The 21,567-nt window shown below is 65.9% G+C and carries 22 protein-coding genes; 7 read left to right on the forward strand and 15 right to left on the reverse strand.

Annotated elements, in window-relative coordinates; all coding sequences use genetic code 11:
• The first annotated feature begins 72 nt into the window (after nucleotides 1-72).
• From AC3WJI_RS03480 to AC3WJI_RS03490, 3 genes are all read left to right on the forward strand, one after another.
• Complete coding sequence (locus AC3WJI_RS03480) at nucleotides 73-1,995, forward strand: CocE/NonD family hydrolase (RefSeq protein WP_492755851.1); 1,923 nt, start codon at nucleotides 73-75, stop codon at nucleotides 1,993-1,995.
• A 105-nt stretch (nucleotides 1,996-2,100) separates the two neighbouring features.
• Nucleotides 2,101-3,495 (forward strand): M16 family metallopeptidase, encoded by a 1,395-nt coding sequence (locus AC3WJI_RS03485; RefSeq protein WP_492755852.1) that lies wholly within the window; start codon nucleotides 2,101-2,103, stop codon nucleotides 3,493-3,495.
• Nucleotides 3,495-4,904, forward strand: a complete 1,410-nt coding sequence (locus AC3WJI_RS03490; RefSeq protein ID WP_492755853.1) for a M16 family metallopeptidase — start codon at nucleotides 3,495-3,497, stop codon at nucleotides 4,902-4,904. The genes AC3WJI_RS03485 and AC3WJI_RS03490 overlap by 1 nt, the downstream gene beginning before the upstream one ends.
• Before the next feature lie 138 nt (nucleotides 4,905-5,042).
• Here the strand turns inward: AC3WJI_RS03490 and AC3WJI_RS03495 are convergent, their stop codons facing one another.
• Nucleotides 5,043-5,441, reverse strand: coding sequence for a hypothetical protein (locus AC3WJI_RS03495; RefSeq protein ID WP_492755854.1), 399 nt, complete (start codon nucleotides 5,439-5,441; stop codon nucleotides 5,043-5,045).
• A gap of 55 nt (nucleotides 5,442-5,496) precedes the next feature.
• Between AC3WJI_RS03495 and AC3WJI_RS03500 the strand changes: the two genes are divergently transcribed.
• On the forward strand, nucleotides 5,497-6,222 hold the full coding sequence (locus tag AC3WJI_RS03500; RefSeq protein ID WP_492755855.1) for a hypothetical protein: 726 nt from the start codon (nucleotides 5,497-5,499) through the stop codon (nucleotides 6,220-6,222).
• 13 nt (nucleotides 6,223-6,235) lie between these two features.
• On the opposite strand, the gene AC3WJI_RS03505 is transcribed toward AC3WJI_RS03500, so the two are convergent.
• From AC3WJI_RS03505 to AC3WJI_RS03525, 5 genes are all read right to left on the reverse strand, one after another.
• The gene (locus tag AC3WJI_RS03505) at nucleotides 6,236-7,168 is read right to left on the reverse strand and encodes a DUF808 domain-containing protein (RefSeq protein WP_492755856.1); all 933 of its coding nucleotides are present in this window, start codon (nucleotides 7,166-7,168) and stop codon (nucleotides 6,236-6,238) included.
• Between the two features lie 143 nt (nucleotides 7,169-7,311).
• The gene (locus tag AC3WJI_RS03510; protein ID WP_492755857.1) at nucleotides 7,312-7,662 is read right to left on the reverse strand and encodes a DUF3060 domain-containing protein; all 351 of its coding nucleotides are present in this window, start codon (nucleotides 7,660-7,662) and stop codon (nucleotides 7,312-7,314) included.
• Between the two features lie 187 nt (nucleotides 7,663-7,849).
• Entirely contained in the window at nucleotides 7,850-8,227 is a 378-nt protein-coding gene (gene rplL / locus AC3WJI_RS03515; RefSeq protein WP_492755858.1) for a 50S ribosomal protein L7/L12, read from the reverse strand.
• A gap of 56 nt (nucleotides 8,228-8,283) precedes the next feature.
• Nucleotides 8,284-8,799 (reverse strand): 50S ribosomal protein L10, encoded by a 516-nt coding sequence (gene rplJ, locus AC3WJI_RS03520; protein ID WP_492755859.1) that lies wholly within the window; start codon nucleotides 8,797-8,799, stop codon nucleotides 8,284-8,286.
• A gap of 252 nt (nucleotides 8,800-9,051) precedes the next feature.
• Nucleotides 9,052-10,272, reverse strand: coding sequence for a pectate lyase (locus AC3WJI_RS03525; RefSeq protein WP_492755860.1), 1,221 nt, complete (start codon nucleotides 10,270-10,272; stop codon nucleotides 9,052-9,054).
• Nucleotides 10,273-10,447: 175 nt separating this feature from the next.
• Here AC3WJI_RS03525 and AC3WJI_RS03530 point away from each other — a divergent pair, with 175 nt between their 5' ends.
• On the forward strand, nucleotides 10,448-10,960 hold the full coding sequence (locus AC3WJI_RS03530) for a L,D-transpeptidase family protein (RefSeq protein WP_492755861.1): 513 nt from the start codon (nucleotides 10,448-10,450) through the stop codon (nucleotides 10,958-10,960).
• A 7-nt stretch (nucleotides 10,961-10,967) separates the two neighbouring features.
• Here AC3WJI_RS03530 and AC3WJI_RS03535 read toward each other — a convergent pair whose 3' ends face one another.
• The 4 genes from AC3WJI_RS03535 to rplK all read right to left on the reverse strand — a co-directional run bounded on the left by AC3WJI_RS03535 (nucleotide 10,968) and on the right by rplK (nucleotide 13,369).
• Complete coding sequence (locus tag AC3WJI_RS03535) at nucleotides 10,968-11,372, reverse strand: GFA family protein (RefSeq protein ID WP_492755862.1); 405 nt, start codon at nucleotides 11,370-11,372, stop codon at nucleotides 10,968-10,970.
• Between the two features lie 44 nt (nucleotides 11,373-11,416).
• Entirely contained in the window at nucleotides 11,417-12,091 is a 675-nt protein-coding gene (locus AC3WJI_RS03540; RefSeq protein WP_492755863.1) for a PilZ domain-containing protein, read from the reverse strand.
• A gap of 149 nt (nucleotides 12,092-12,240) precedes the next feature.
• On the reverse strand, nucleotides 12,241-12,933 hold the full coding sequence (rplA, locus tag AC3WJI_RS03545; RefSeq protein WP_492755864.1) for a 50S ribosomal protein L1: 693 nt from the start codon (nucleotides 12,931-12,933) through the stop codon (nucleotides 12,241-12,243).
• Nucleotides 12,934-12,937: 4 nt separating this feature from the next.
• Nucleotides 12,938-13,369, reverse strand: coding sequence for a 50S ribosomal protein L11 (rplK, locus tag AC3WJI_RS03550; protein ID WP_492755865.1), 432 nt, complete (start codon nucleotides 13,367-13,369; stop codon nucleotides 12,938-12,940).
• A gap of 272 nt (nucleotides 13,370-13,641) precedes the next feature.
• Between rplK and AC3WJI_RS03555 the strand changes: the two genes are divergently transcribed.
• Both AC3WJI_RS03555 and AC3WJI_RS03560 read left to right on the forward strand, forming a co-directional pair.
• Nucleotides 13,642-16,152 (forward strand): TonB-dependent receptor domain-containing protein, encoded by a 2,511-nt coding sequence (locus tag AC3WJI_RS03555; protein WP_492755866.1) that lies wholly within the window; start codon nucleotides 13,642-13,644, stop codon nucleotides 16,150-16,152.
• Between the two features lie 154 nt (nucleotides 16,153-16,306).
• Nucleotides 16,307-16,531, forward strand: coding sequence for a hypothetical protein (locus AC3WJI_RS03560; protein ID WP_492755867.1), 225 nt, complete (start codon nucleotides 16,307-16,309; stop codon nucleotides 16,529-16,531).
• Nucleotides 16,532-16,602: 71 nt separating this feature from the next.
• Here the strand turns inward: AC3WJI_RS03560 and nusG are convergent, their stop codons facing one another.
• From nusG to galA, 5 genes are all read right to left on the reverse strand, one after another.
• Complete coding sequence (gene nusG / locus AC3WJI_RS03565) at nucleotides 16,603-17,142, reverse strand: transcription termination/antitermination protein NusG (protein WP_492755868.1); 540 nt, start codon at nucleotides 17,140-17,142, stop codon at nucleotides 16,603-16,605.
• Between the two features lie 14 nt (nucleotides 17,143-17,156).
• The gene (gene secE / locus AC3WJI_RS03570) at nucleotides 17,157-17,354 is read right to left on the reverse strand and encodes a preprotein translocase subunit SecE (protein ID WP_492755869.1); all 198 of its coding nucleotides are present in this window, start codon (nucleotides 17,352-17,354) and stop codon (nucleotides 17,157-17,159) included.
• Between the two features lie 246 nt (nucleotides 17,355-17,600).
• On the reverse strand, nucleotides 17,601-17,867 hold the full coding sequence (locus AC3WJI_RS03575; RefSeq protein WP_492755870.1) for a hypothetical protein: 267 nt from the start codon (nucleotides 17,865-17,867) through the stop codon (nucleotides 17,601-17,603).
• Nucleotides 17,868-17,964: 97 nt separating this feature from the next.
• On the reverse strand, nucleotides 17,965-18,546 hold the full coding sequence (locus AC3WJI_RS03580; protein WP_492755871.1) for a YqaA family protein: 582 nt from the start codon (nucleotides 18,544-18,546) through the stop codon (nucleotides 17,965-17,967).
• A 105-nt stretch (nucleotides 18,547-18,651) separates the two neighbouring features.
• The gene (galA, locus tag AC3WJI_RS03585; protein ID WP_492755872.1) at nucleotides 18,652-21,558 is read right to left on the reverse strand and encodes a beta-galactosidase GalA; all 2,907 of its coding nucleotides are present in this window, start codon (nucleotides 21,556-21,558) and stop codon (nucleotides 18,652-18,654) included.
• Nucleotides 21,559-21,567 lie beyond the last annotated feature (9 nt).

Genomic DNA, 21,567 nt, shown 5'->3' on the forward strand with positions numbered 1-21,567 from the left:
TGGGGAGACGGAATTGTGCTTTCATCTGTGACCCTTCCAGGTCTATCCCTGCCGCCTCAGACAGGGGACCATATGAACAAGCTGCTCGCCGCATCGCTCGCCGGCACCGCCCTCTTCGCATCGCCCGCACTGGCGCAGCAGGCCCAGCCGTTCAACGACATCCCGGCGAAGTTCACGCCCCCGCCGCAGGCCTCGGACTTTATCAAGCGCGAAGTGATGATCCCGATGCGCGACGGGGTGAAGCTCTACACCGTCATCGTCATCCCCAAGGGCGCCAAGAACGCCCCGATCCTGTTCACCCGCACTCCCTATAATGCGGCCGGCCGCGTCAAGCGCACCGACAGCACGACGATGATCAACGCGCTGCCCGAGGGCGACGAGGTGTTCGTCCGCGACGGCTATATCCGCGTGTTCCAGGACATTCGCGGCAAGTATGGCTCGGAGGGCGATTACGTCATTACGCGTCCGCCGGTCGGTCCGCTCAACCCGACCAAGGTCGATCACACCACCGATGCTTGGGATTCGATCGACTGGATGGTCAAGAACATCCCCGAGAGCAACGGCAAGGTCGGCATGCTCGGCTCGAGCTACGAAGGCTTCACCGTGGTGATGGCGCTGCTCAACCCGCATCCGGCATTGAAGGTCGCGGCACCCGAGAGCCCGATGATCGACGGCTGGATGGGCGACGACTGGTTCCATTACGGCGCGTTCCGCCTTGCCAATATCGGCTGGATCGGCAGCCAGACCGGCTACAAGGGCGAAGGCAAGGCGCCTAACCGTCCCGACTGGGACGATTACGATACCTTCCGCCGCATCGGCAGCGCCGGCGATTGGGCCAAGCAGTTCGGCTATGACCAGCTGCCCGCCTGGAACAAGATGAGCCAGCACGTCGCCTATGACGCCTTCTGGCAGGGGCAGGCGCTCGACAAATTGCTCGCCGCGCACCCGTCGAACGTGCCGACCCTGTGGGAGCAGGGCATCTGGGACCACGAGGACATGTACGGCGCGATCCATAGCTGGGAAGCGCTTCAGAGGACCGCTCAGGCCGACAAGAACTTCCTGCTCATGGGTCCATGGCGGCACTCGCAGTTCAATTATAACGGCTCGACCCTCGGCCAGCTCAACTTCGAAGGCGACACTGCCCTCCAGGCGCGCCGCGATATCCTGCTGCCTTTCTTCAACGCCTATCTGAAGGACGGCGCGCCACCCTTCACGCCGGCCAAGGCCAGCTTCTACAATACCGGCGACAACCGCTGGGAATATATGAACAAATGGCCACTCGCCTGCGAGGCGGGCTGCGGCGAGAAGCTGACCCCTATCTATCTCAAGCCCGCCGAGGGTCTTGGCTTCGATAAGCCCGGGCAAGGGTCCGACAGCTACGTTTCGGATCCCGCCAAGCCGGTGCCGCATCTGCCGCGCCCGGTGAATTTCAGCGATGGCCGCTGGTCGACCTATCTCGTCACCGACCAGCGCTTCGTCGACGGGCGTCCCGACGTGATGACCTATATGACCGATCCGCTGACCGCCCCGGTTCGTGTTTCGGGCGCGCCACTGGCGGACATCTTCGCCAAGACCACGGGCACCGACGGCGACTTCGTGGTCAAGGTGATCGATGTCTATCCCGACGAGATGGCGACCAGGAAGGAAATGGGCGGCTTCCAGCTACCGATAGCGATGGACATCTTCCGCGGCCGCTATCGCAACTCGTTCGAGCATCCGAGCGCGATCCCGGCGAACAAGGTCCAGGAATACAAGTTCCGCCTGCCGACGGTGAACCACGTCTTCCAGCCCGGCCACCGGATCATGGTCCAGGTCCAGTCGAGCCTGTTCCCGGTCTATGACCGCAACCCGCAAAAGTATGTCGACAACATCTTCTTTGCGAAGAAGTCCGATTACCAGAAGGCGACGGTGTCGATTGTCTACGGCGGCGCGCAGTCGAGCGCGGTGCTGCTGCCGGTGGTGCCGCTCGATCAATCGGCGGCGATGGCGAAGTAAAAGGCGGCTTCGGTAGTGAGGGGGTGGACGACTGCGCGCTTCCCCGCCTCCCAGCGTGGTGCTACGCCAACACACATCTCGATTCTCTCGAAGAGGTCCTCCCGAATGAAGCAATGGAGCCTCGCGCTCGCGCTCGCCGCCAGCGCCTTGTCGACCCCGGCGTTCGCGCAGCCTGCGCCCGCCGCGGCGCAGAGACTGCACGTCGATATGCAGTATTTCACCCTCGCCAATGGCCTCAAAGTCGTACTCGCCAAGGACAATATCGCCCCGACGGTGACGATCGCGATCTATTACGGCATCGGCTTCCGCGTCGAGCCGCGCGAGCGCACCGGCTTCGCGCATCTGTTCGAGCATCTGATGTTCCAGGGATCGAAGCACGCGCCCAAGGGCGTGTTCGACAAGACCGTGACCAATTCGGGCGGGGTCAACAACGGCTCGACGCGCTTCGACTTCACCAATTATTACGAAGTGCTGCCGTCGAGCGCGCTCGACCGCATGCTGTGGCTCGAGGCCGATCGCATGGCCAATCCGGTGATCGACCAGACCGTGCTCGCCAACCAGCAGGGGGTGGTCGGCAACGAGGTCAAGGTCAACGTCCTCAACCAGCCCTATAGCACCTGGCCGTGGATCGACTTGCCGATGCTGGCCAACACCAATTGGTACAATAGCCACAATTTCTACGGCGATTTGAAGGAGATCGAGGCGGCGACGGTGCCCGATGCCAAGTCGTTCTTCGACGCTTTCTATCGCCCCAGCAATGCGGTGCTCGTGATCGCGGGTGACATCGACTATGCCGCCACCCGCGCGACGGTCGAGCGCTATTTCGGGCCGATCGCCAAGAAGCCGGCGGTCGTCCAGCCCGACATCGCCGAGCCGCGCCAGATCGCCGAGAAGGTCAAGAGCCGCGTCGACGCGCTCGCCCCCAAGCCGGGCTACGCCGCGGGTTATCATGTGCCCGAGCGCGGCACGCCCGAATGGTATGCAATGGGGCTGATCGACCAGATCCTCGTACAGGGCGACGACAGCCGGCTCTACACCAAGCTCGTCCAGCAGACCGGCATCGCCGGCGAAATCAGCGGCGGGATCAACGGCGATCTCGGCAACATGTTCAACTATCGCGGGCCGATGCTGTGGAGCTTCAGCTTCACGCACGATCCGACGCACAGCCCGGCGCAGATCACCCAGGCGGTCGACGAAGTGATCGAGGGGCTGCGCAGCGCGCCGGTCTCCGCGGCGGAACTGGCGCGCGCCAAGACCAAGATGCGCTCGGATCTCTATGGCGAGATCGACGGCGGCGGCCGGGTGGGGCTGGTCGATCTGCTCGCCGTGCATGCGCTGTTCGACAACGACCCGCAGGCGATCAACCGCATCGAGGACGGCTTCGCCAAAGTCACGCCGGCGCTGATCCAGAAGACCGCGCAGGAATATCTGCGCAAGACCAATCGCTCGGTCTATCTGATCGAGCCGGGCGCCAAGGGTGCCGCACAGGGAGGCAAGTGATGAAGCGCATCCTGCTGGCGAGCCTGTTCGCGCTCACTGCCGCCGTTCCCGCGCTCGCGCAAGATTTCCCGCCGGCCCCGCCGGTCGGTGAGCCCAAGCCGTTCCGGCTGCCCGCGACCGAGACCTTCACGCTTCCCAACGGCATGGATGTGACCCTGGTCCCCTACGGGATCGCGCCCAAGGCGGTGGTGTCGCTGCGCATCCGCGCCGGCAATGCCGTCGAAGGCGAGGCGACCTGGCTCGCCGATCTCACCGCGGCGATGATGAAGGAAGGCGCCGCTGGCCGCAGCGCCGGGCAGCTCGCCACCGCCGCCGCCGAAATGGGGGGCGACCTGGGCGTCGGCGCGGGCCAGCAGACTACCCAGATCACGATGAACGTGCTGTCGGAATATACTCCGCAGGCGATCGCGCTGATCGGCGACGTCGCGATCCGCCCCGATCTTCCGGCAAGCGAGCTCGCCAGGGTCAAGGCTAACCTCCAGCGCCAGCTGAGCGTCGCCTTGTCGGAGCCGGGCACGCTCGCCGATATCGCGCTGGCACGCACGGTCTACGGACCCAACCATCCTTATGGCCGCGTCGTACCGGGGCAGGCGCAGTTCGCCGGCTACACGATCGACCAGGTCAAGGCGTTCCACCGCGGCCAGTTCGGGGCGAAGCGCGCGCATCTCTACATCGCCGGCAAGTTCGATGCGGCCGCGGTCAAGGCCGCGATCACGCGGACCTTCGCAGGCTGGGCAGCAGGGCCGGCACCGCTCAAGCTCGCCGCGCCGCACCAGCCTGGTCCGCGGGTCATCCTGATCGACCGGCCCGATGCGCCGCAGACCACGCTGCGGTTGTCCTTCGACGCCGCGGTGGCCGGCAGCGACGCCGACATCCCGCAGCGCGTGACCAATTCGCTGCTCGGCGGTGCGTTCAGCTCGCGGATCACCACGAATATCCGCGAGACCAAGGGCTATACCTATTCGCCAGGCTCGGGCATCGCGTTCAATCCCGACGAGGCATTGTGGACGTTCGATGCCGATGTCACCACCAACGTCACCGGCGCGGCTTTGGGCGAAGTCTTCAAGGAAATCCGCCGGATGCAGACCGAGCCGGCACCGGAGGAGGAATCGAAGGGCATCCGCACCTATATGGCCGGGCTTTTCGCGATCTCGAACTCGACCTCGCCTTCGCTGGTCAACACGCTCGCGACGCGCGACCTGCTCGGGCTCCCGGCAGACTGGACCGACCGCTACGTCCCCGAAGTGCTCGCGGTCGAGCCCGCGGCGATGATGGCCTCGGCTAAGGCGAGCTACCCGATCGACAAGCTCGTGCTGGTGGCGGTCGGCGACCTCAAGACCGTCGAGCCTCAGCTCAAGGCGCTCCCCGAACTCGCAAAGGTGCCGTTCCACCGCGTAACGGTGCCGTGATTGCCTTAGCCCCTCCCCTGAAGGGGAGGGGCTTGCAGCAAATTCCCCTTCACCTGCGGCAGGGCGCCGCTAAAACGCGTCACGTGCAGGTGCAATTCAGCTTGAAGCGGCTAGAGACACGGTGGTGACGCGCGGGAACTATCGGATCGTTCGGCTAGGTGCCGCTGCGGCGGCGCTCGTCGCGAGTGGGCCCTCCGCCCATGCGCAGCAGACGACGCCGACCCCGGTACCGCTGCCGTCGCCCGCGCGACCGAACACCACGCTTCCCAATGTCGCGCCCGAACGCTTCACGTTGGCGCCGCCCGCCGCGACGCCGACGCCAGTGCCTACCGTGGCGCCGCTGCCGGTCCCCGTTCCCAGCGCATCCCCGGCAGCGCGCGCGACGGCTCCGGCCCGCGCCCCCGCGGCACGTCCCACGCCGGCCCCCGCCGCTACGCCGACGCCGTCGCCTGCGCCGGCATCCTCTGCCATCGCTGCGCCAACGCCTGCGCCGCTGGCAGCGCCGACCTCGTCGCCCAGCCCTGTGCCAGTCACCACCGCGTCGCCCGCGCCAACACTCCCGGCATCGCAGGCCGCGGCTTCATCCGGGACAATGCCGGGGTGGCTATGGGCCTTGGCCGGCGCCGGCGCCACTGCGCTGGCATTCGGCATATTCTGGGCGTTCCAGCGCCGCCGTCGCGCTGCCGTCGAAGACGAACCCTATGAGGCGCCGGCCGTAACGGCGCCCGCACCCGTGCCCGTACCGGCCGCTCCCTCGCGCCCGGTCGCGCCGCCGCTAGGGGTGGCACCGCCGCCGCCGGCACCACCCGCGGTGCCGACGAGTGAGCCGTTCGAGATTCTCCTTCGTCCCGGCAGTATCGAAGTCACCGAGCGCGACGTGCTGCTCGATTTCGAATTGCTGATCGGCAACCTCCAGCCGTCGGCCGCCGAGAATATCCGCGTGCTGATGGCGATGATGAGCGCCAGTCCCGAGCAGGACCGCAACATCGCCGGCTATCACGCCAATCCGATCACGGATGCTGCTGGAACGCCCTTTGATCTCCCAGCGGGCGCCGGCGGGCGCATGCCGGTTCGGCTCGCTCTGCCGCGCGAGCTGGTCCATGTCGTCGAGATGCGCGGCCGGCCGATGTTCGTGCCGATGGTGATGGTCGAAGTGAAGTGGCGCGCGGGGATCAGCATTCGCCGTTTCGGCGCGGACTTCATGATCGGCACGCCGGGGCAGGGGGGCAAGCTCGGCCCCATCTGGCTCGATCGCAACCAGCAGGCGAGCCAGCTCACCGCTACGCGCTACCTCCCGCGTCAGGCCGTCGCCGCCTGAATCCGCGCGCGGTCTAGTGCCTCAGTTTGTGGATTTGGTGCAGCGCGAAGGCGATCACACCGCCCACTACGAGCCCCAACACACCCGAGGCAATCGCCGTCACCAGCCAGCCGGTCAGGCCGCCCAACGCGCCGCTGGCGTGCGCAACGGCCTCTGCGGCGTGATGGATCGTACCCGCGGGCTCGTGCATCCCGAGCCCTTCGAGCCCGTGGACCAGAATGCCGCCGCCGACCCAGATCATCGCCGCGGTGCCGATGATCGACAGCGCCCGCATCAGCACCGGCATGCCCTTCACCAGACCGCGGCCCAATGCCCGCGTCGCCGCCGAGCGCCGCTTCGCGAGGTGAAGCCCGATATCATCCATCTTCACGATCAGCCCGACCACGCCGTACACCGCGATCGTGATCCCGACGCCGACCAGTGCCAGCACCACGCCCTGGGTCAGGATCGGTTCATGCGAGACGTCGGCGAGCGCGATCGCCATGATCTCCGCGGAGAGGATCAAGTCGGTGCGGATCGCGCCGCTGACCTTGGAGGCTTCGAGATGCGCCGCCTCCATCGGGGTTTCCTCGACCTCGGCATGGCCACCGGCGCCCATCGCCTCGAGCACTTTCTCGGCACCCTCGAAGCACAGAAAGGCACCGCCCAGCATCAGCAGCGGCGTGATCGCCCAGGGCGCGAAGGCGCTGAGGATCAGCGCCGCGGGGAGGAGGATCAGCAGCTTGTTGCGCAACGATCCCAGCGCGATCTTGGCGATGATCGGCAGCTCGCGCTCGGGCGCGAGGCCGACGACATAACGCGGCGTCACCGCAGTGTCGTCGATCACCACGCCCATCGCCTTGGTGCCCGCCTTACCCGCAGCCGCGCCGACATCGTCGAGCGACGCCGCGGCGAGCTTGGTGATCCCGGCGACGTCGTCGAGCAAAGCTACAAGTCCGGAGGGCATGTCTGTTCCTGTCAGGCGGCGAGGGGGCGAATCGATCTACCCTCATTCCCGGATGCCTAGCGCGCGGCAAGGCTCGGCGGTCAGAAAGCCTTGCCGCACATTGCTCGAACGTGATTTTATGTTTCGCCCGGACTTAGCCGCGGTCAGCGCAGGCGCGAGATCCGGTTGCTTGCGCCGACGACGTTGAGGCGCGGCTTGGCGGTGCCGGGCGCGCGCCAGTGGATCTCATTGCCCGCGCCTTCGACGCGCACCGTCGATACCTTGGCGAGATCGATCGTGATCCGGTTGCTCGCACCGGTGACCGTCAGGCTGGTACAGGCCCCGGTGATCGTCAGGACGTTGCTCGCGCCTTCGATCGTGGCGCTGCCGCCGGCGCAATCGAGCTCGGAAGTTTCGCCCGCGCCGCTGAATTCGGTCTGCGCGGAGGCGGGGACGGCGGCGAACGCCGCGGCCGAAGCGATCGCCAGGAACGCAGCCCGTTGCAAGTCACGCATGCACATCTCCATTTCGTTACGCAGTCGCACCATTACGCATAGTCCGCGACCGGGTTCCTCGAGAAACGATCCGGACGCAACGAAAAAGGGCGACCCCCGCGGGGCCGCCCTTTCGTTCTCTGCCATGAAGCAGAAGCTGGATCCCCGCCTGCGCGGGGATGAGTCCTTCGCGCTTATGCGCGCAGGCTCACTTGACCTCGACGGTCGCGCCGGCTTCTTCGAGCTGCTTCTTGATCTTCTCGGCCTCGTCCTTGTTGACGCCTTCCTTGACGGCCTTGGGAGCCGATTCAACGAGGGTCTTGGCTTCGGTCAGACCGAGGCCGGTGATCGCGCGGACTTCCTTGATGACGTTGATCTTCTTGCCACCGTCGCCGGTCAGGATCACGTCGAATTCGGTCTTCTCTTCGGCAGCCGGAGCTGCGCCACCGGCGCCGCCGGCGGCAGGCGCTGCAACTGCTGCAGCGGCCGAGACGCCCCACTTCTCTTCGAGAAGCTTCGAGAGCTCGGCGGCTTCGAGAACGGTCAGCTCGGAGAGCTGGTCGACGAGTGCGTTAAGGTCAGCCATGATTAAACTCCAATCAATCAGATAGGTTAGGGAATGATCTCGAACAAAGGGGCCGCTTATGCGGCTTCCTTCTCCGCATATGCCGAAAGAACACGCGCGATCTGCGCGGCCGGTGCCTGAGTGATCGTCGCGATCTTGGTCGCGGGAGCCACGATGAGCCCCACGAGCTTCGCACGAAGTTCATCCAGCGACGGCAGCGTCGCGAGTGCCTTCACGCCTTCCGCATCGAGCAGCTGGCTGCCCATTGCGCCGCCGACGATTTCGAGCTTGTCGTTCGTCTTGGCGAATTCCACCGCGATCTTGGCCGCAGCCACGGGATCGGCGGAGGTGGCGAGCGCCGTCGGACCCGTGAGCAGGTCCGCGATCACCGAATAATCGGTGTCCGCAGCGGCAATCTTGGCAAGCTTGTTCTTCGAGACCTTATAGCTCGCACCGGCTGCGCGCATCTTGTTGCGGAGGTCCGTCGATTGCTTGACGGTCATCCCGAGATTGCGGGTGACAACCACCACGCCGACCTCGTTGAAGGTGCGATTCAGCTCGGCAACGGCATCAGCCTTCTGGGAACGATCCATGCCGGTCTCCTCGTTAAGGAGCCCCGAGAGGCTCCGGTTACACATTGTCCGAGGGGCACGATCGTCGCGGCCAGGGCAGCCCTGGCGTGACCCGAACGCTCCGCGCGAGGCGGGTCGTCGGTCGAAAAATCTGTCCCCGTCTTGGCGAGAAATCAAGACCGGCATATTCCGGTCACTCGCTGTCTCGGACGGAACGCAGGCAAGGCGAACCCCATCTGCGAAGGCGCGCACATAGCGAAATGCGGGGAGGAGTCAACCGCTAGGATACCCGCCCACCTCGCGCTCGTCGTCGATCACCCGCCCGCCGCCACTGCGTACCTCGGCGACGATGCGCTTGTCGACCGCATCGCGGTCCCAGGGCCGTGCGCCCGCTTCGGCGAGCACCCAGGCTTCGACTTTGCGCGCCGGGCGTGCCTTGAAACCAGGCGGCCAGAACGGCGCGTGGGAGAGGGGGATCGCCTTGGGATCGCGGTTCGAGATGATACCGAACCGCCGCATTGGTCGTCCGTCGGCCAGCGTCGCCACGTTGTCGCGCTCGAACAATTCGAGATCGCCCTGACCCTCGACGATCAGGAAGGGCAGGTCGGCGCGCGTCGAGGCGCCGCCGCGCACGACATTGCCGACGAGCGCCAGCTTTCCCACCGCCCAGGGGTGGCCAGACCATTCCTCCTCGTTGAGCGCATAATGCATGCAGCGATTGCCGGGGTCGTAGATCAGGTTGTTCGCGCTGAGCGCCTGGGCACCGCCCTTGAACAGTTGGTTGCGCTCGTAATTATGCGCGTAGAGATTACCCGCGATCAGCACCTGGGTGACGTTGTCGTGGATCAGCGAGCCCTTCGAATGCTCGCCCTTGGCGTGGCTCGAGAGCGAGAGCCCCTCGGCGACGATATTCCGAGTGAAGCTGATCCGTCGCGAGGTGTGCTGCCGCCATGCCTCGACATTGTCGCCGCCGGCGAAGCGCGGGCCGGAGGCAGAGAGGTTCTCGTCGGTCGCCCAGGCGAACGAGCAATGGTCGACGATCACGTCGTGCGCGGCGCTGGTCGACAGCCCATCGACTTCCCAGCCGCTCTTGGAAGGAGCGCCATCGGCGCCGGCCCGTACCCGAATGTGCCGGAGGACCACGTCATGCGCCGACACCGAGATCCCGCCGCGAATCAGGGTTATGCCGGGGGAAGGGGCGGTCTCGCCCTCAATCGTGACGAAGGGTTCGCGGATCGACAAGCTCTTGCGTGCGAGATCGATCACCCCGCCTACCGCAAACACGATCCGCCGGGGTCCCTGGGCCGCCAGTGCCTCGCGCAGCGTGCCTGGACCTTCGGAAGCGAGGCTGGTGACGCGCAGCACGCGTCCGCGGCCGCCGCCCGTGGTGCCAGTCCAGCCGGTGATCGGCGTGCGCCCAGGCTGCCGGGCGAGCAACGGGGCATGCCCGACTGCGATCGCCGCGCCCATGAACGTCCGCCGGTTCAGTCTCAAGACCCGCTCTCCCGCCGCCGCCACCGATCATGCTTAACGAAATGTCAAGCTGTGCCCCTGCGGAACAGTCGAAAAACCATGCTAGCCAGGCCGAGTTTTGCCAGCAATATCGTCGCGCATGAAGACTCGATCCTTGCTCCTCCGCCGGTTCCGGCGAGCGGCAGGAGGCGCGTTCATGCTCCTCCTCGCGTCGCTGCTGCTGCCCTCCGATGCCGCCGCGGCCGCGGCGAAGGGCCCGATCGTCTATGCGATCCTGACCCCGGACACGCCGCTGGAGGAGGGCGAGTATCTCTGGGAGCCACAGCGCGCGCCCGCGGGCAAGATCGAGATCGTCGCCGACGTCGCGCGCGACACGCTCTACGTCTATCGCGCCGGCATCGAGATCGGCCGCACCATCCTGATTTACGGCATAGACGAGAAACCGACACCGCTGGGGACCTTTCCGATCCTCCAGAAGCAGCTCCATCACATTTCGAACCTCTACAATGCGCCGATGCCGTACATGATGCGGCTGACCTGGGACGGCATCTCACTCCACGGCAGCGGCGATACGGTCGACAACCGCTATGCCACGCACGGCTGCATCGGCCTGCCCGACGAATTCGCGGCGTTGCTGTTTCGCGCCGCCAAGCTCGGCGACCGCGTCACGGTGACGCGCAACTGGCTGCCCCAATTCTACGGGGCGTGAGCGTGCGCTAGCCGCTCGGCCGCTCGCCGGGATTTTGCGGAATGTCGATGGGCGGCAGCCAGGGCTCGCGGTGCACCACCCAGCTCTCATATTCCGGGGCGACCCGCCCGACTTCGTCGAAGCTGCCGAGCGAGACCTCTACCTCGTCGCCGGTGACATTGCCGCCGAGCACGCGCGACCCGCAATGTGGGCAGAACTGCCGCTCATAGCCTGGCGTGCTTCGCCAGCACTGGAGCGTGCCGCGGACTTCGACCTGCTCGCGCAGATATACGACGAAGGGATTGAACGCCGCGGCATGCGCCTTGCGGCAGGTCATGCAGTGGCACAGGCCGGCGCGCACCGCCGTGCCGCGGATCGTGAAACGCACCGCGCCGCACGCGCATCCGCCGGTAATGTCGGGCTCCGTATTCATGCCGCCAGAACGCACTGCGGCCGGGCTGGTGCCTTGCTGCGACGTCAGAAGATAGGTTTGCGCAGCAGGCGCTCGCGAAGGTCCTGCATTGAAATTCCCTGCACCGCGGCGGCGCGATCGGGCGCGGCGAGCACTGCGCCGAGATGCTCGAGGATCTGGCTGGCGCGATCGAGGTTCTGGAGCAGGCGCATATGGCGCTGGAGCATCACCGGGTCCTCGACGAGTTCCTCGCCGAGCGCGTCGATCAGTCGCTGGACGTGGATGACTTCCTCGGCGACGCGCCGGTCGAGCTCGCCGGTGTCGATCTGTCCTGTCGGGGCAGGCACGGGTTCGGGCGGCAGCATGCCGGCGCGGGCTGCAACCTGGATCGCGTCGACGCGGGCCTGGCCCTGCTGACCTGCGAAAGTGGCGGGTCGCTTCCCCGTCACCCACTCATCCACCGTGGCGGCCACCGAGTCGAACCGGATCCCGCATCGCCCGGCCTCGCGCCACACAACCATGGCGCCGACGGTGATCTCGGCGCGCGACAGCACCAGCGCGGCGCCGGGATCGGGAAGCGCGGCCCCATCGATCATCGCGCCGCTCTCTGAGAGGTTGCGGATCCGTACCGGCGCGCGCGTGCCGCCGCACTCGATCGTCGCGGCCAGCATCAGGTTCTTGCGCGGCGGGCGCACCTGCACCCCGCCCACGTGCCGCATGGGGTCAGAATCGATGGTCATCGCGCACCTGCATCGCGCACCCGATAGGCGGATCGCCGCGTCCGCGCCATTCCGGAAATTCCGCGCCCTGGGACCGCCTGGAATGTCCCGCTCACGAAAAGGGGGGCCGGAATCGCTCCCGGCCCCCTCGACATTTCCGGTCAGGTGGATCAGGCCGTGGCGACTTCCGCCACGTCGACCTTGACGCCCGGGCCCATCGACGAGCTCAGCGCGACTTTCCGCACATACTTGCCCTTGGCGCCTGCCGGCTTGGCCTTGATCACGGCGTCGACCAGTGCGTCGAAGTTCGCGCGCAGGTCCTCGGCCGGGAACGACGCCTTGCCGATGCCCGAATGAATGATGCCGGCCTTTTCGACACGGTATTCGATCTGGCCGCCCTTGGCGTCCTTCACCGCCTGGCCGACGTTCATCGTCACGGTGCCGAGCTTCGGGTTCGGCATCAGGCCCTTCGGACCCAGCACCTTACCGAGGCGACCGACCAGCCCCATCATGTCGGGGGTGGCGATGCAGCGATCGAAGTCGATCTTGCCGCCCTGGATGGCTTCCATCAGGTCTTCGGCGCCGACGACGTCTGCGCCTGCAGCCGTGGCTTCCTCAGCCTTGGCGCCGCGCGCGAAGACGCCGACGCGAACCGTCTTGCCGGTGCCCTTGGGCAGGGTGACGACTCCGCGGACCATCTGGTCTGCGTGGCGCGGATCGACGCCGAGGTTGAGCGCGACTTCGACGGTCTCGTCGAACTTGCTGGTCGCGTTCGCCTTGACGATGCCGATCGCCTCGTCGACACCGTGCAGCTTCTCGCCGTCGACGGTCCAGGTCTTCTGCTTCTTGGTCAGCTTTGCCATGTCTTTAGCCCTCCACAACCTGGAGGCCCATCGCGCGGGCAGAGCCCTCGATGATCTTCGTGGCCGCCTCGATATCGTTTGCGTTCAGGTCCTTCATCTTCGCCTCGGCAACTGCCTGGACGGCCGAGCGCTTGATGGTTCCCGCGCTGGTCTTGCCCGGCTCCTTCGAGCCCGACTTGAGGTTCGCGGCCTTCTTGAGCAGATAGGTCGCCGGTGGGGTCTTGGTCTCGAACGAGAACGAACGGTCCGCATAGACGGTGATCACGGTGGGGAGGGGCGTGCCCTTCTCCTGGTCGCCGGTCTGGGCGTTGAACGCCTTGCAGAATTCCATGATGTTGACGCCGCGCTGACCCAGAGCAGGGCCGATCGGCGGCGACGGATTGGCAGAGCCCGCAGGCACCTGCAGCTTGATATAGCCGGTAATCTTCTTTGCCATGTCACTCTCTTTCAGGGAGCCTGAAAGGCCCCGATCAAGTTTAGCGGTTCAGCCGGACGCCGAAGCGCCCTCCCGCAGGTTTCCGTAGCTGGTGCTTTGGAAGGTGGCGCCCGTAGCGCAAAACCGGCCGCAGCGCAAACCCTTATGACAACGGTGGCTGTGATCCATGTGTCACAGTATGTCCGGAATGTTTCAACAAAGACCACTCCGCCAAGTCACCCGCCTATAATCAAGATCAGAGGGATAGTTGGAAAGAATTAGGGGTGGGTTCCGTGAAATTGCGCTGTCTGTTGCTCGCTTTTACCTCCGTTGCGATTGCCTATCCGGCCGCCGCCCAGGTTGCTGGTGATTCCGCCAATTCTACGGCGCAGGCCGACGTCTCTGTCGCTGATCCCAAGATCGCCTCGTCGAAGGGCCCCGCGCAAGATGTCTTCTCGACCGGTGTTGCCAAGGGCCGCGACCGGCTCGACAGTGCGACCTCGACCAGCGCGCTTCGCGGCAGCGAAGCCGAGAAGCTCGGACCGCGGCCGCTCGCCGACATTCTGCGTGCGATGCCCGGCCTGCGCATCGAATCGGGGATCGGCGAGGGCAATGCGAACTACACCGTACGCGGGCTGCCGCTCGCAGCCGGTGGCTCGAAGTACATGCAGATCCAGGAAGACGGGCTCCCCGTCGTGGAATTCGGCGACATCTTCAACGTCGGCAACGACGTGTTCCTGCGCGCCGATCTCAACCTCGCCGCGATCGAATCGATCCGCGGCGGATCGGCATCGACCTTCGCCTCGGACTCGCCCGGCGGCCTGATCAACCTGATTTCCAAGACCGGCGAGGTCCAGGGCGGCGCGATCCAGCTGACCCGCGGGCTCGATTATGGCGAGAACCGCGTCGATGTCGATTATGGCGGCAAGCTGAGCGACAGCCTGCGCTTCCATGTCGGCGGCTTCTATCGCTGGGGCGAGGGGCCGCGCAACATCGGTTTCGACGGGTATAAGGGCGGGCAGATCAAGCTCAACGTCACGCGCCAGTTCAGCAACGGCTATGTCCGGCTCTACGCCAAGTATCTCGACGATCGCTCGCCGACCTTCGCGCCTTATTACTTCAAGCTGACCGGCACCAACGACAAACCGGTGATCGAGAACCTGCCCGGCTTCGACATCCGCAAGGATTCGGCGTTGTCGCCCTATATCACCGCGGTGCGCACGCTCGACGGCGAGAACAAGCTCGCCAGCTTCTCGGTTTCGGGCGGCATGCATCCGGTCTCCAAGTCGGTCGGTTTCGAGGCGCAGTTCGATGTTGGCGGGTTCACGCTGAGCGAGCGCGCGCGCTTCTCGGCCAATTCGGGCGACTTCCTGCGCGTGTTCCCCAATGCCGCCGACACCGTCGCGGCGTTTGCGGCGTCGCAGGGCGGCGCCGGCGCGACTGCCAGCTATGCGACCGGTCCGAATGCCGGACAGGTGATCGCGCCGGGTTCGCTGATCAACGGCAACGGCCTGCTCGCCTTGTTCTACATGGCGCAAACGCGGGCGCGCTCGCTCGACAACTTCACCAACGATCTGCGTGCCACCCGCGTTTGGAAGGCCGGCGAGGGCAACCTCACCGTCACCGCCGGCCTCTACAAGGCGATCCAGACGATCCACACCGAGTGGCTGCACTCGGCGATCGACGTCGACATCGCCGGCGACGGCGAGACCGCGATGATCAACATCGTCGGCGCCAACGACGTGTCGCAGACCCTGGCGGGCTATTATGCCTTTGGCCGCGGCCGCACGAGCAAGTTCCGCCGCATCTTCGACGTCAAGTACGACATCACCGCGCCCTATGGCTCGGTCAACTATCACATCGGCAAGATCGCGATCGGCGGCAGCCTGCGCTATGATAGCGGCAGCGTCCGCGGCTCGCTGTTCGGCGCGGACCTCGGCGGCGGCCGGGTCGGCCTCACCTCGTTCGACATGAACGGCGACGGCGTGATCAGCGTCCCGGAGCGCAGTGTCTCAACGCTGCCGCTCAGCCAGCCCGCGCCGGTGGACTATAATTACGGCTATCTCAGCTATTCGGCGGGCGTGAACTATCGCATCGCCGAGCCGCTGTCGGTCTTCGCCCGCTACAGCCGCGGCGCGCGCGCCAATTCGGACAAGATCCTGTTCACCCCGGTCGTGAGCACCACCGACGGCAGCGTCGCCAATAGCAGCGACAAATATGACGAGGTCCGCCAGCTCGAAGGGGGCATGAAGTTCCGCAAGGCCGGCGCGACGCTCAATGCGACGGCGTTCCTCGCTTTTGCCGACGATCACAACGTGCTCAACGGCTCGGGCAACTACACCATCCGCGCCTATCGCGCTTACGGGCTCGAGCTTGAGGGCGGCTATCGCCAGGGGCCGTTCAGCATCACTGCCGGCGCGACCTACACCAAGGCGAAGATCACCGAGGACAAGCTCGACGCGACGCTGACCGGCATGGAGCCGCGGCACCAGCCCGCCTGGACCTTCGAGGCGACACCGCAGTTCGAGACGGGCATGTTCACGATCGGCGCCAACGTCACCGGCATGACCAGCAGCTATGCGCAGGACAGCAACCTGCTCAAGATGCCGGGCTTCACCGTGGTCAACGGGTTCGTCCAGTTCCGCCCGGTCGACCGCGTCCAGCTGATGATCAACGCGAACAACCTGTTCGACAAGATCGGCTTCTTCGAGATCTCGCAGAGCACGATCCCGGCCAACGGCCTGGGTTCGGGTCGCGCGATCAACGGCCGGACCGTCTCGGCATCGCTGCGCTATAGTTTCTGAGGGCGGAGATCCTTGAGACGGAAGGGCCGGGGCATCCGCTCCGGCCCTTTCGCGCGTGGACCCGTTGCGCGTTAAGCATCCTGGTTCAGCCATGGGCAACGGCGGCTCCGGCATCTGGGGGGGGGGCGTGACGGCCCACAGGGGAAGCGCAATCATGTTGACGGCAATGCTCGCAAGCGTCCTCCAGCTCACTTTCGTTCCGCCGCCGGCTGCCGAGCCCCCACGCCCAAATCCGGCCGGAGGCGCGCGAGTCTGCCGCCGGCTGACCTTGCCCAATTGGAACAAGCCGCGGTTGATCTGTCTCACCGGTGCGGAGTGGCGGCAACTCGCTCTGGGCACCACGATCGAGCAGCAGGAAGCGATGCTCGGCGAGCGCTGAGAGCGCCAACGCAAAAGGCCGGAGCTTTCGCCCCGGCCTTTCGTATTCGCAAAACCCGATGTCAGGCGCGGTTACTTAACGCGTTCGACGTCCTCGAAGCCCAGCTCCAGCGGCGTCGCGCGGCCGAAGATCGAGATCGAGACCTTGACCCGGCTCTTGTCGAAGTCGAGCTCTTCGACCACGCCCGAGAAGGTCGCGAAGTTGCCGCTGGTGACCTTGACCGTGTCGCCGATGTCGTAATCGACATGGACGCGCGCCTTGGGTGCCGCGGCAGCGGCTTCTTCCTTGGTGTTGAGGATGCGCGCGGCCTCGGCTTCGCTGATCGGCTGGGGCTTGCCCGAGGAGCCGAGGAAGCCCGTCACCTTCGGCGTGTTCTTGACGAGGTGATAGACGTCGTCGTTCATCTCGAGCTTGGCGAGGACATAGCCCGGGAAGAACTTCCGCTCGGACTGGATCTTCTTGCCGCGGCGAACCTCGGTGACGGTCTCGGTCGGGACCTCGACCGATTCGACCAACTGGTCGAGCCCAAGGCGGGTCGCGTCGGCGAGGATCTGGTCGCGGACCTTGCCCTCGAAGCCCGAATAGGCGTGGATGATGTACCAGCGCGCCATGCGTGTCGTATTCCTTACTGGGCCAGACGGAGAAGCGAACGGACGACGAAGTCGAAAAACGAGTCGACGCCGAGGAAGAACACGCCGAGCAGGGTCGCCATGATCAGCACCATGACGCCGGTCATGATCGTTTCGCGGCGCGACGGCCAGACGATCTTGCTCGTCTCGGCGCGGACCTGCCGCATGAACTCGAGGGGACTGGTTTTCGCCACCGGGGCTTCCTCGTCAGAAAAAATGGGCCCTTCGGCGAGGCATGGGTCCGCCGCCGCTCCTTCCGAGGAAGGACCGGCGTGTTCCCATCACGCTGTCGGATTGGGACGGGTATCTAGCGAGGGCAGGGGGCAAAAGCAAGCCGCCCAGTGCCCCGGCCTGGGTGCTCTCGGCGAAGCTCACAAACGAGGAAGGCGCCTCGACCTGGCCGAGACGCCTCCCGTTTGGATCAAACCTTTCCGCAGCGATCAGTTGCTGTCGGAATCGTCGTCGTCACCGAAGATGTTGATGACGCCGGTGACTTCGAGCAGGCCGACCACCGCGACGATGCCGATGATGGCGAACAGCGGACCGCCCGGGACCAGCTTGCTGTCCTTGGCCGCTGCCGTGCTCGCACGCCCTTCGACGACGGGCGCATTGCGCAGGCTGAGCGCAGCGGCGGAGTTCGCCTGCGCCGCAGTAGTAGCGAGTATCATGGAAGACGCGGCTGCGATCACCGCAAGTTTCTTGAACATGTTCGTCCCCTTCTGAAGCGTTGCGACTTTGATTCGGCGACCTTGAACCACGAATGAACCAGATCGCATGCTGCGGCACAAGTGATCAATCGTCGATTTAAAGCATTGCCACCGCGGCAAAACCTCCGACCAGAAGGATGAGGAACCCCCAGGCGAACCAATTCAAGCGCTTTTCGATGAATGCCTGCACCGGTTCGCCGAACCGCTTGAGCAATGCCGCGATGATGAAGAAGCGCGCGCCGCGCGTGATCGTGCAGAGCAAGACGAATAGCGGGAAATTGAAGCTCGCCGCGCCGCTGGCGATGGTGACCAGCTTGAAGGGGATCGGAGTCAGGCCCTTCAGCAGGATGATCCACGCGCCATATTCGCTCTGATAGGCATGGATCGCGGTCTCGAGCTTGGCCTCGAGATGATAGGCGTGCACCAGCCACGCGCCCACGGTCTGCATCAGGCCATAGCCGATATAGTAGCCCAGCATGCCGCCCAGCACCGAGGCGATGGTGCACACCGCCGCTATGCGGAATGCCCGGTCGCGACGCGCGACGATCATCGGAATCAACATGGCGTCCGGTGGGATCGGGAAGAAGCTGCTCTCCGCAAAGGAGATGGCCGCAAGCGCCGGCAGCGCATGGCGGTGATGCGCCATGCGCAGCACCCAATCGTACATCGCTCGAAACATGCGAACTCCCGAAAGCTTTCGCGGTCCCTGCCGTATTCGCAGCTGCAGCGAAAGCCGCAAATGCGCCTGACGGTGGTGCGGCGGCGCCCGGCGCGGGCAGCCGCCTCAGTTTGCCGCAATCGTTACCGGACCGAGAATTCCCGAGGCCTGGCCCGCTGGTGCCTCGACGAGCAGCGCGACGATGCGCGGTCCGCCCGATGGCGCGATCCGCGCGCGCAGCGGCCCGGTGGCGGTGCTGTCCTTGACGGCGATGCGCACCTCGTCGATCCACAATTCGGCGCGCCCGCCGATCGCGTCGAAAGCAATCACGCCGCCTTCCGCCGCGACCCGCTTCCACGGCGTCACCCGCGTCCGATAGACGCGCCAGCCCGGCCGGGTTTCGGAAGGGGTGGACTGGCCGCTGCGAACGATGTCCCAGCTGTTGTTGTCGCCGTCGGCCGGGGCGAGCGTGGGATCGGGCCGTTCCGCCAGTATTGGCGAGCGCCGCCATTCGCGGACCTGCAGCGCCGCCAGCGGCGTCGCCGGAACCTGCGGCCGCGGCGCGACATCGGCGCGATCGATCGCGAGCAATGTCGGCTTGAGCCCTTCGGCAGTGGCGCGGACGGTGATCCGTCCCCGCCCGGTCCCTGCGCGGACGATCACCTGCGCAAGTCCGTTGAACAGCGAGCGCTTGCCCGGCTGACTGCCAAACTGCTCGGGTTCGTGGCTGTTGGGATCGCCATTGCCGGCGCCGAGGATCGTGCCGCCCTCGATCGCGAACAGCGTCTTCAGATTGGCGGTCGGCACATGCCGGCCGCGCGCGTCGACCGCATCGATCGTGATCGTCTGGGTGTCCTCGTCGTCGCCCGCCATCACGGTGCGCGCAGGCGTGAGCCGCAACGCGACGGGCGTCCCTGCAGTCTCATGCAGTGCCGTGGCGACGATTTTGCCGCCGCGCATCGCGCGCGCTTCGATCCGGCCGGGTGCGTAGGGCACGGTCCATTCATTGCCCATGATCCGGTCGACCTGCTGCACCCCGAGCACGCGGCCGTTCAGCCGCAGCTCGACGCTTTCGGCATTGCTGCTGACGAATATCTTGATCGGCTGCCCCTCGCGGCCCGGCCAGGTCCAGTGCGGCGCGATCGCCACAATGGGTTGGTCGTCGATCCAATGCGCACGGTGAATGTCGAACGCGGTCTTGGGGAAGCCGCATAGATCGACGATACCGAAGAAGCTCGAGATCGTCGGCCAGTCATGCGGGGTCGGCTCGCCATGATAGTCGAACCCGGTCCACACGAAGCCGCCCGCAACGAAAGGACGTTCGGCGATATTCTTCCATGTGTCGCGGTGGGTGCCGCCCCAGCTTGCCGCTTCGGTGTCGTAGGAAGTGATCACGTGCCCGGCGGAATCGGTGGCGAAGGCGCCGCGCGTCTCGAACGCGCTGGTGTCCTCCGAGCTGGTGATCGGCTCGGTCGGGTTCAGCCGGTGAAACTTGTCATAATCGGCCTGGTAGTAATTGAACCCCATCACGTCGACCACGGTCGAAACGTTCGCCGGATTGTAGAACGAACCGTTCATCGCCGCGGTGACCGGCCGGCTGTCGTCGAGCCGGCGCACCGCCGCCGACATCCGCCGCACCATCTCGACCCCGGCCTCGGTGCCCTGCATCGGCTCTTCGTTGAACACCGACCACAGGATGACACTGGGATGATTGCGGTCGCGCCGTACCAGCCATTCGAGCTGTGCTAGATAGTCCGGCGCGGGATTGAAGATGCGGTTCTCGTCCATGACGAGGAAGCCCATCCGGTCGCAATAGTCGAGCAGTTCGGCCGTCGGCGCATTGTGCGACATGCGGATCGCGTTGCAGCCCATCGCCTTGAGCCGTTCCAGCCGCCAGGCGAGCAGTGCGTCGGGGATGGCGACCCCGACCCCGGCATGATCCTGATGGAGGCATACGCCCTTGAGCTTGACCGACAGGTCGTTGACGAACAGTCCCTTGTCGGCGTCGAAGCGCACGCTGCGGAAGCCCACCGCAATGCGCCGCTCGTCGACCGCGACGCCGCCGCGCAGCACCCGCGTGCGCACGATGTAGAGCGTCGGCGTCTCGACCGACCACAGCGTCGGGCGCCCGGCGTCGAGGACCAGTGCCGCATCTGCCCGGTCCAGCCCGGGAACGCTCAGATCGGCGCGGCCGGCCGCGACCTCCCGCCCCGCTGGATCGAGCAGCGTGGCTTCGACGGTCACAGCCGCGGCGGCGCTCTCGATGCTCGCGAGAGTCACGGCGACGGGGACCTGCCAGCTGCCATCGTCCGCGCGGCGCGGATCGCAATGCACCCCGTCGCTGACGATCGCCACCGGCGCTCGGCGGACCAGCCAGGCGTGGCGATACAGCCCGGCGCCCTCGTACCACCAGCCTTCCTTGGCGTTGGCGTCGACGCGCACGACGATCATGTTGGTCTCGTCGCCGAAGCGCGCAAACGGCGTCAGGTCGACATGGACGCTGTTATAGCCCGACCAATTATGCGCAACGATGCTGCCATTGACCCAGATCGTCGCGTTGGTCGCGATCCCGTCGAAATGCAGCTCGATCGTCTTGCCGCGGTCGGCCGGGTCGAGGCGGAGCGTGCGGCGGTACCAGCCGATCCCGCGCGGGCGATAGCCCTGCGAGACGTTGGCGGTCTCGACAAAGGGCTGCGCCGCCGCCCAATCGTGCGGAAGGCGTATCTCGGCCCAATCGGAATCGTCATAGGCGATCGCGGCGGCGCCCGGCGCATTGCCCGCCTTGACGCTCAGATAGGTCGCATTGTGGCCCTGCGGCTCCGGCGCCACGATGTCGCCTTCGTGAAAGCGCCAGCCGAGTTCGAGCAGGGTACGCGACGGGTCCGGATTGGGAAGCCGCGCGGGAAGGCGCCGCTGCGGCGCAGGCATCGGGAAGCCGTCGCCGTCGCCGGATCGCGAAGCCGCGGCCCCGGCGCGCTGGGGCACGACGAGCAAGGCGCCGGCGCCTCCGAGCAGAAGTTCGCGGCGGTCCATCAGGTTACT

Source organism: Sphingomonas sp. FW306-1B-B10E (genome assembly GCF_058782005.1).

Coding starts and splice junctions, on each gene's coding strand:
- AC3WJI_RS03575 (WP_492755870.1), bottom strand. CDS start 17,867: ATGTTCAAGAAACTTGCGGTGATCGCAGCCGCGTCTTCCATGATACTC.
- AC3WJI_RS03560 (WP_492755867.1), top strand. CDS start 16,307: ATGTTGACGGCAATGCTCGCAAGCGTCCTCCAGCTCACTTTCGTTCCG.
- AC3WJI_RS03540 (WP_492755863.1), bottom strand. CDS start 12,091: ATGACCATCGATTCTGACCCCATGCGGCACGTGGGCGGGGTGCAGGTG.
- rplL (WP_492755858.1), bottom strand. CDS start 8,227: ATGGCTGACCTTAACGCACTCGTCGACCAGCTCTCCGAGCTGACCGTT.
- nusG (WP_492755868.1), bottom strand. CDS start 17,142: ATGGCGCGCTGGTACATCATCCACGCCTATTCGGGCTTCGAGGGCAAG.
- AC3WJI_RS03490 (WP_492755853.1), top strand. CDS start 3,495: ATGAAGCGCATCCTGCTGGCGAGCCTGTTCGCGCTCACTGCCGCCGTT.
- AC3WJI_RS03505 (WP_492755856.1), bottom strand. CDS start 7,168: ATGCCCTCCGGACTTGTAGCTTTGCTCGACGACGTCGCCGGGATCACC.
- rplA (WP_492755864.1), bottom strand. CDS start 12,933: ATGGCAAAGCTGACCAAGAAGCAGAAGACCTGGACCGTCGACGGCGAG.
- AC3WJI_RS03485 (WP_492755852.1), top strand. CDS start 2,101: ATGAAGCAATGGAGCCTCGCGCTCGCGCTCGCCGCCAGCGCCTTGTCG.
- AC3WJI_RS03480 (WP_492755851.1), top strand. CDS start 73: ATGAACAAGCTGCTCGCCGCATCGCTCGCCGGCACCGCCCTCTTCGCA.
- AC3WJI_RS03530 (WP_492755861.1), top strand. CDS start 10,448: ATGCTCCTCCTCGCGTCGCTGCTGCTGCCCTCCGATGCCGCCGCGGCC.
- AC3WJI_RS03500 (WP_492755855.1), top strand. CDS start 5,497: ATGCCGGGGTGGCTATGGGCCTTGGCCGGCGCCGGCGCCACTGCGCTG.
- rplK (WP_492755865.1), bottom strand. CDS start 13,369: ATGGCAAAGAAGATTACCGGCTATATCAAGCTGCAGGTGCCTGCGGGC.
- rplJ (WP_492755859.1), bottom strand. CDS start 8,799: ATGGATCGTTCCCAGAAGGCTGATGCCGTTGCCGAGCTGAATCGCACC.
- AC3WJI_RS03535 (WP_492755862.1), bottom strand. CDS start 11,372: ATGAATACGGAGCCCGACATTACCGGCGGATGCGCGTGCGGCGCGGTG.
- galA (WP_492755872.1), bottom strand. CDS start 21,558: ATGGACCGCCGCGAACTTCTGCTCGGAGGCGCCGGCGCCTTGCTCGTC.
- AC3WJI_RS03580 (WP_492755871.1), bottom strand. CDS start 18,546: ATGTTTCGAGCGATGTACGATTGGGTGCTGCGCATGGCGCATCACCGC.
- AC3WJI_RS03510 (WP_492755857.1), bottom strand. CDS start 7,662: ATGCGTGACTTGCAACGGGCTGCGTTCCTGGCGATCGCTTCGGCCGCG.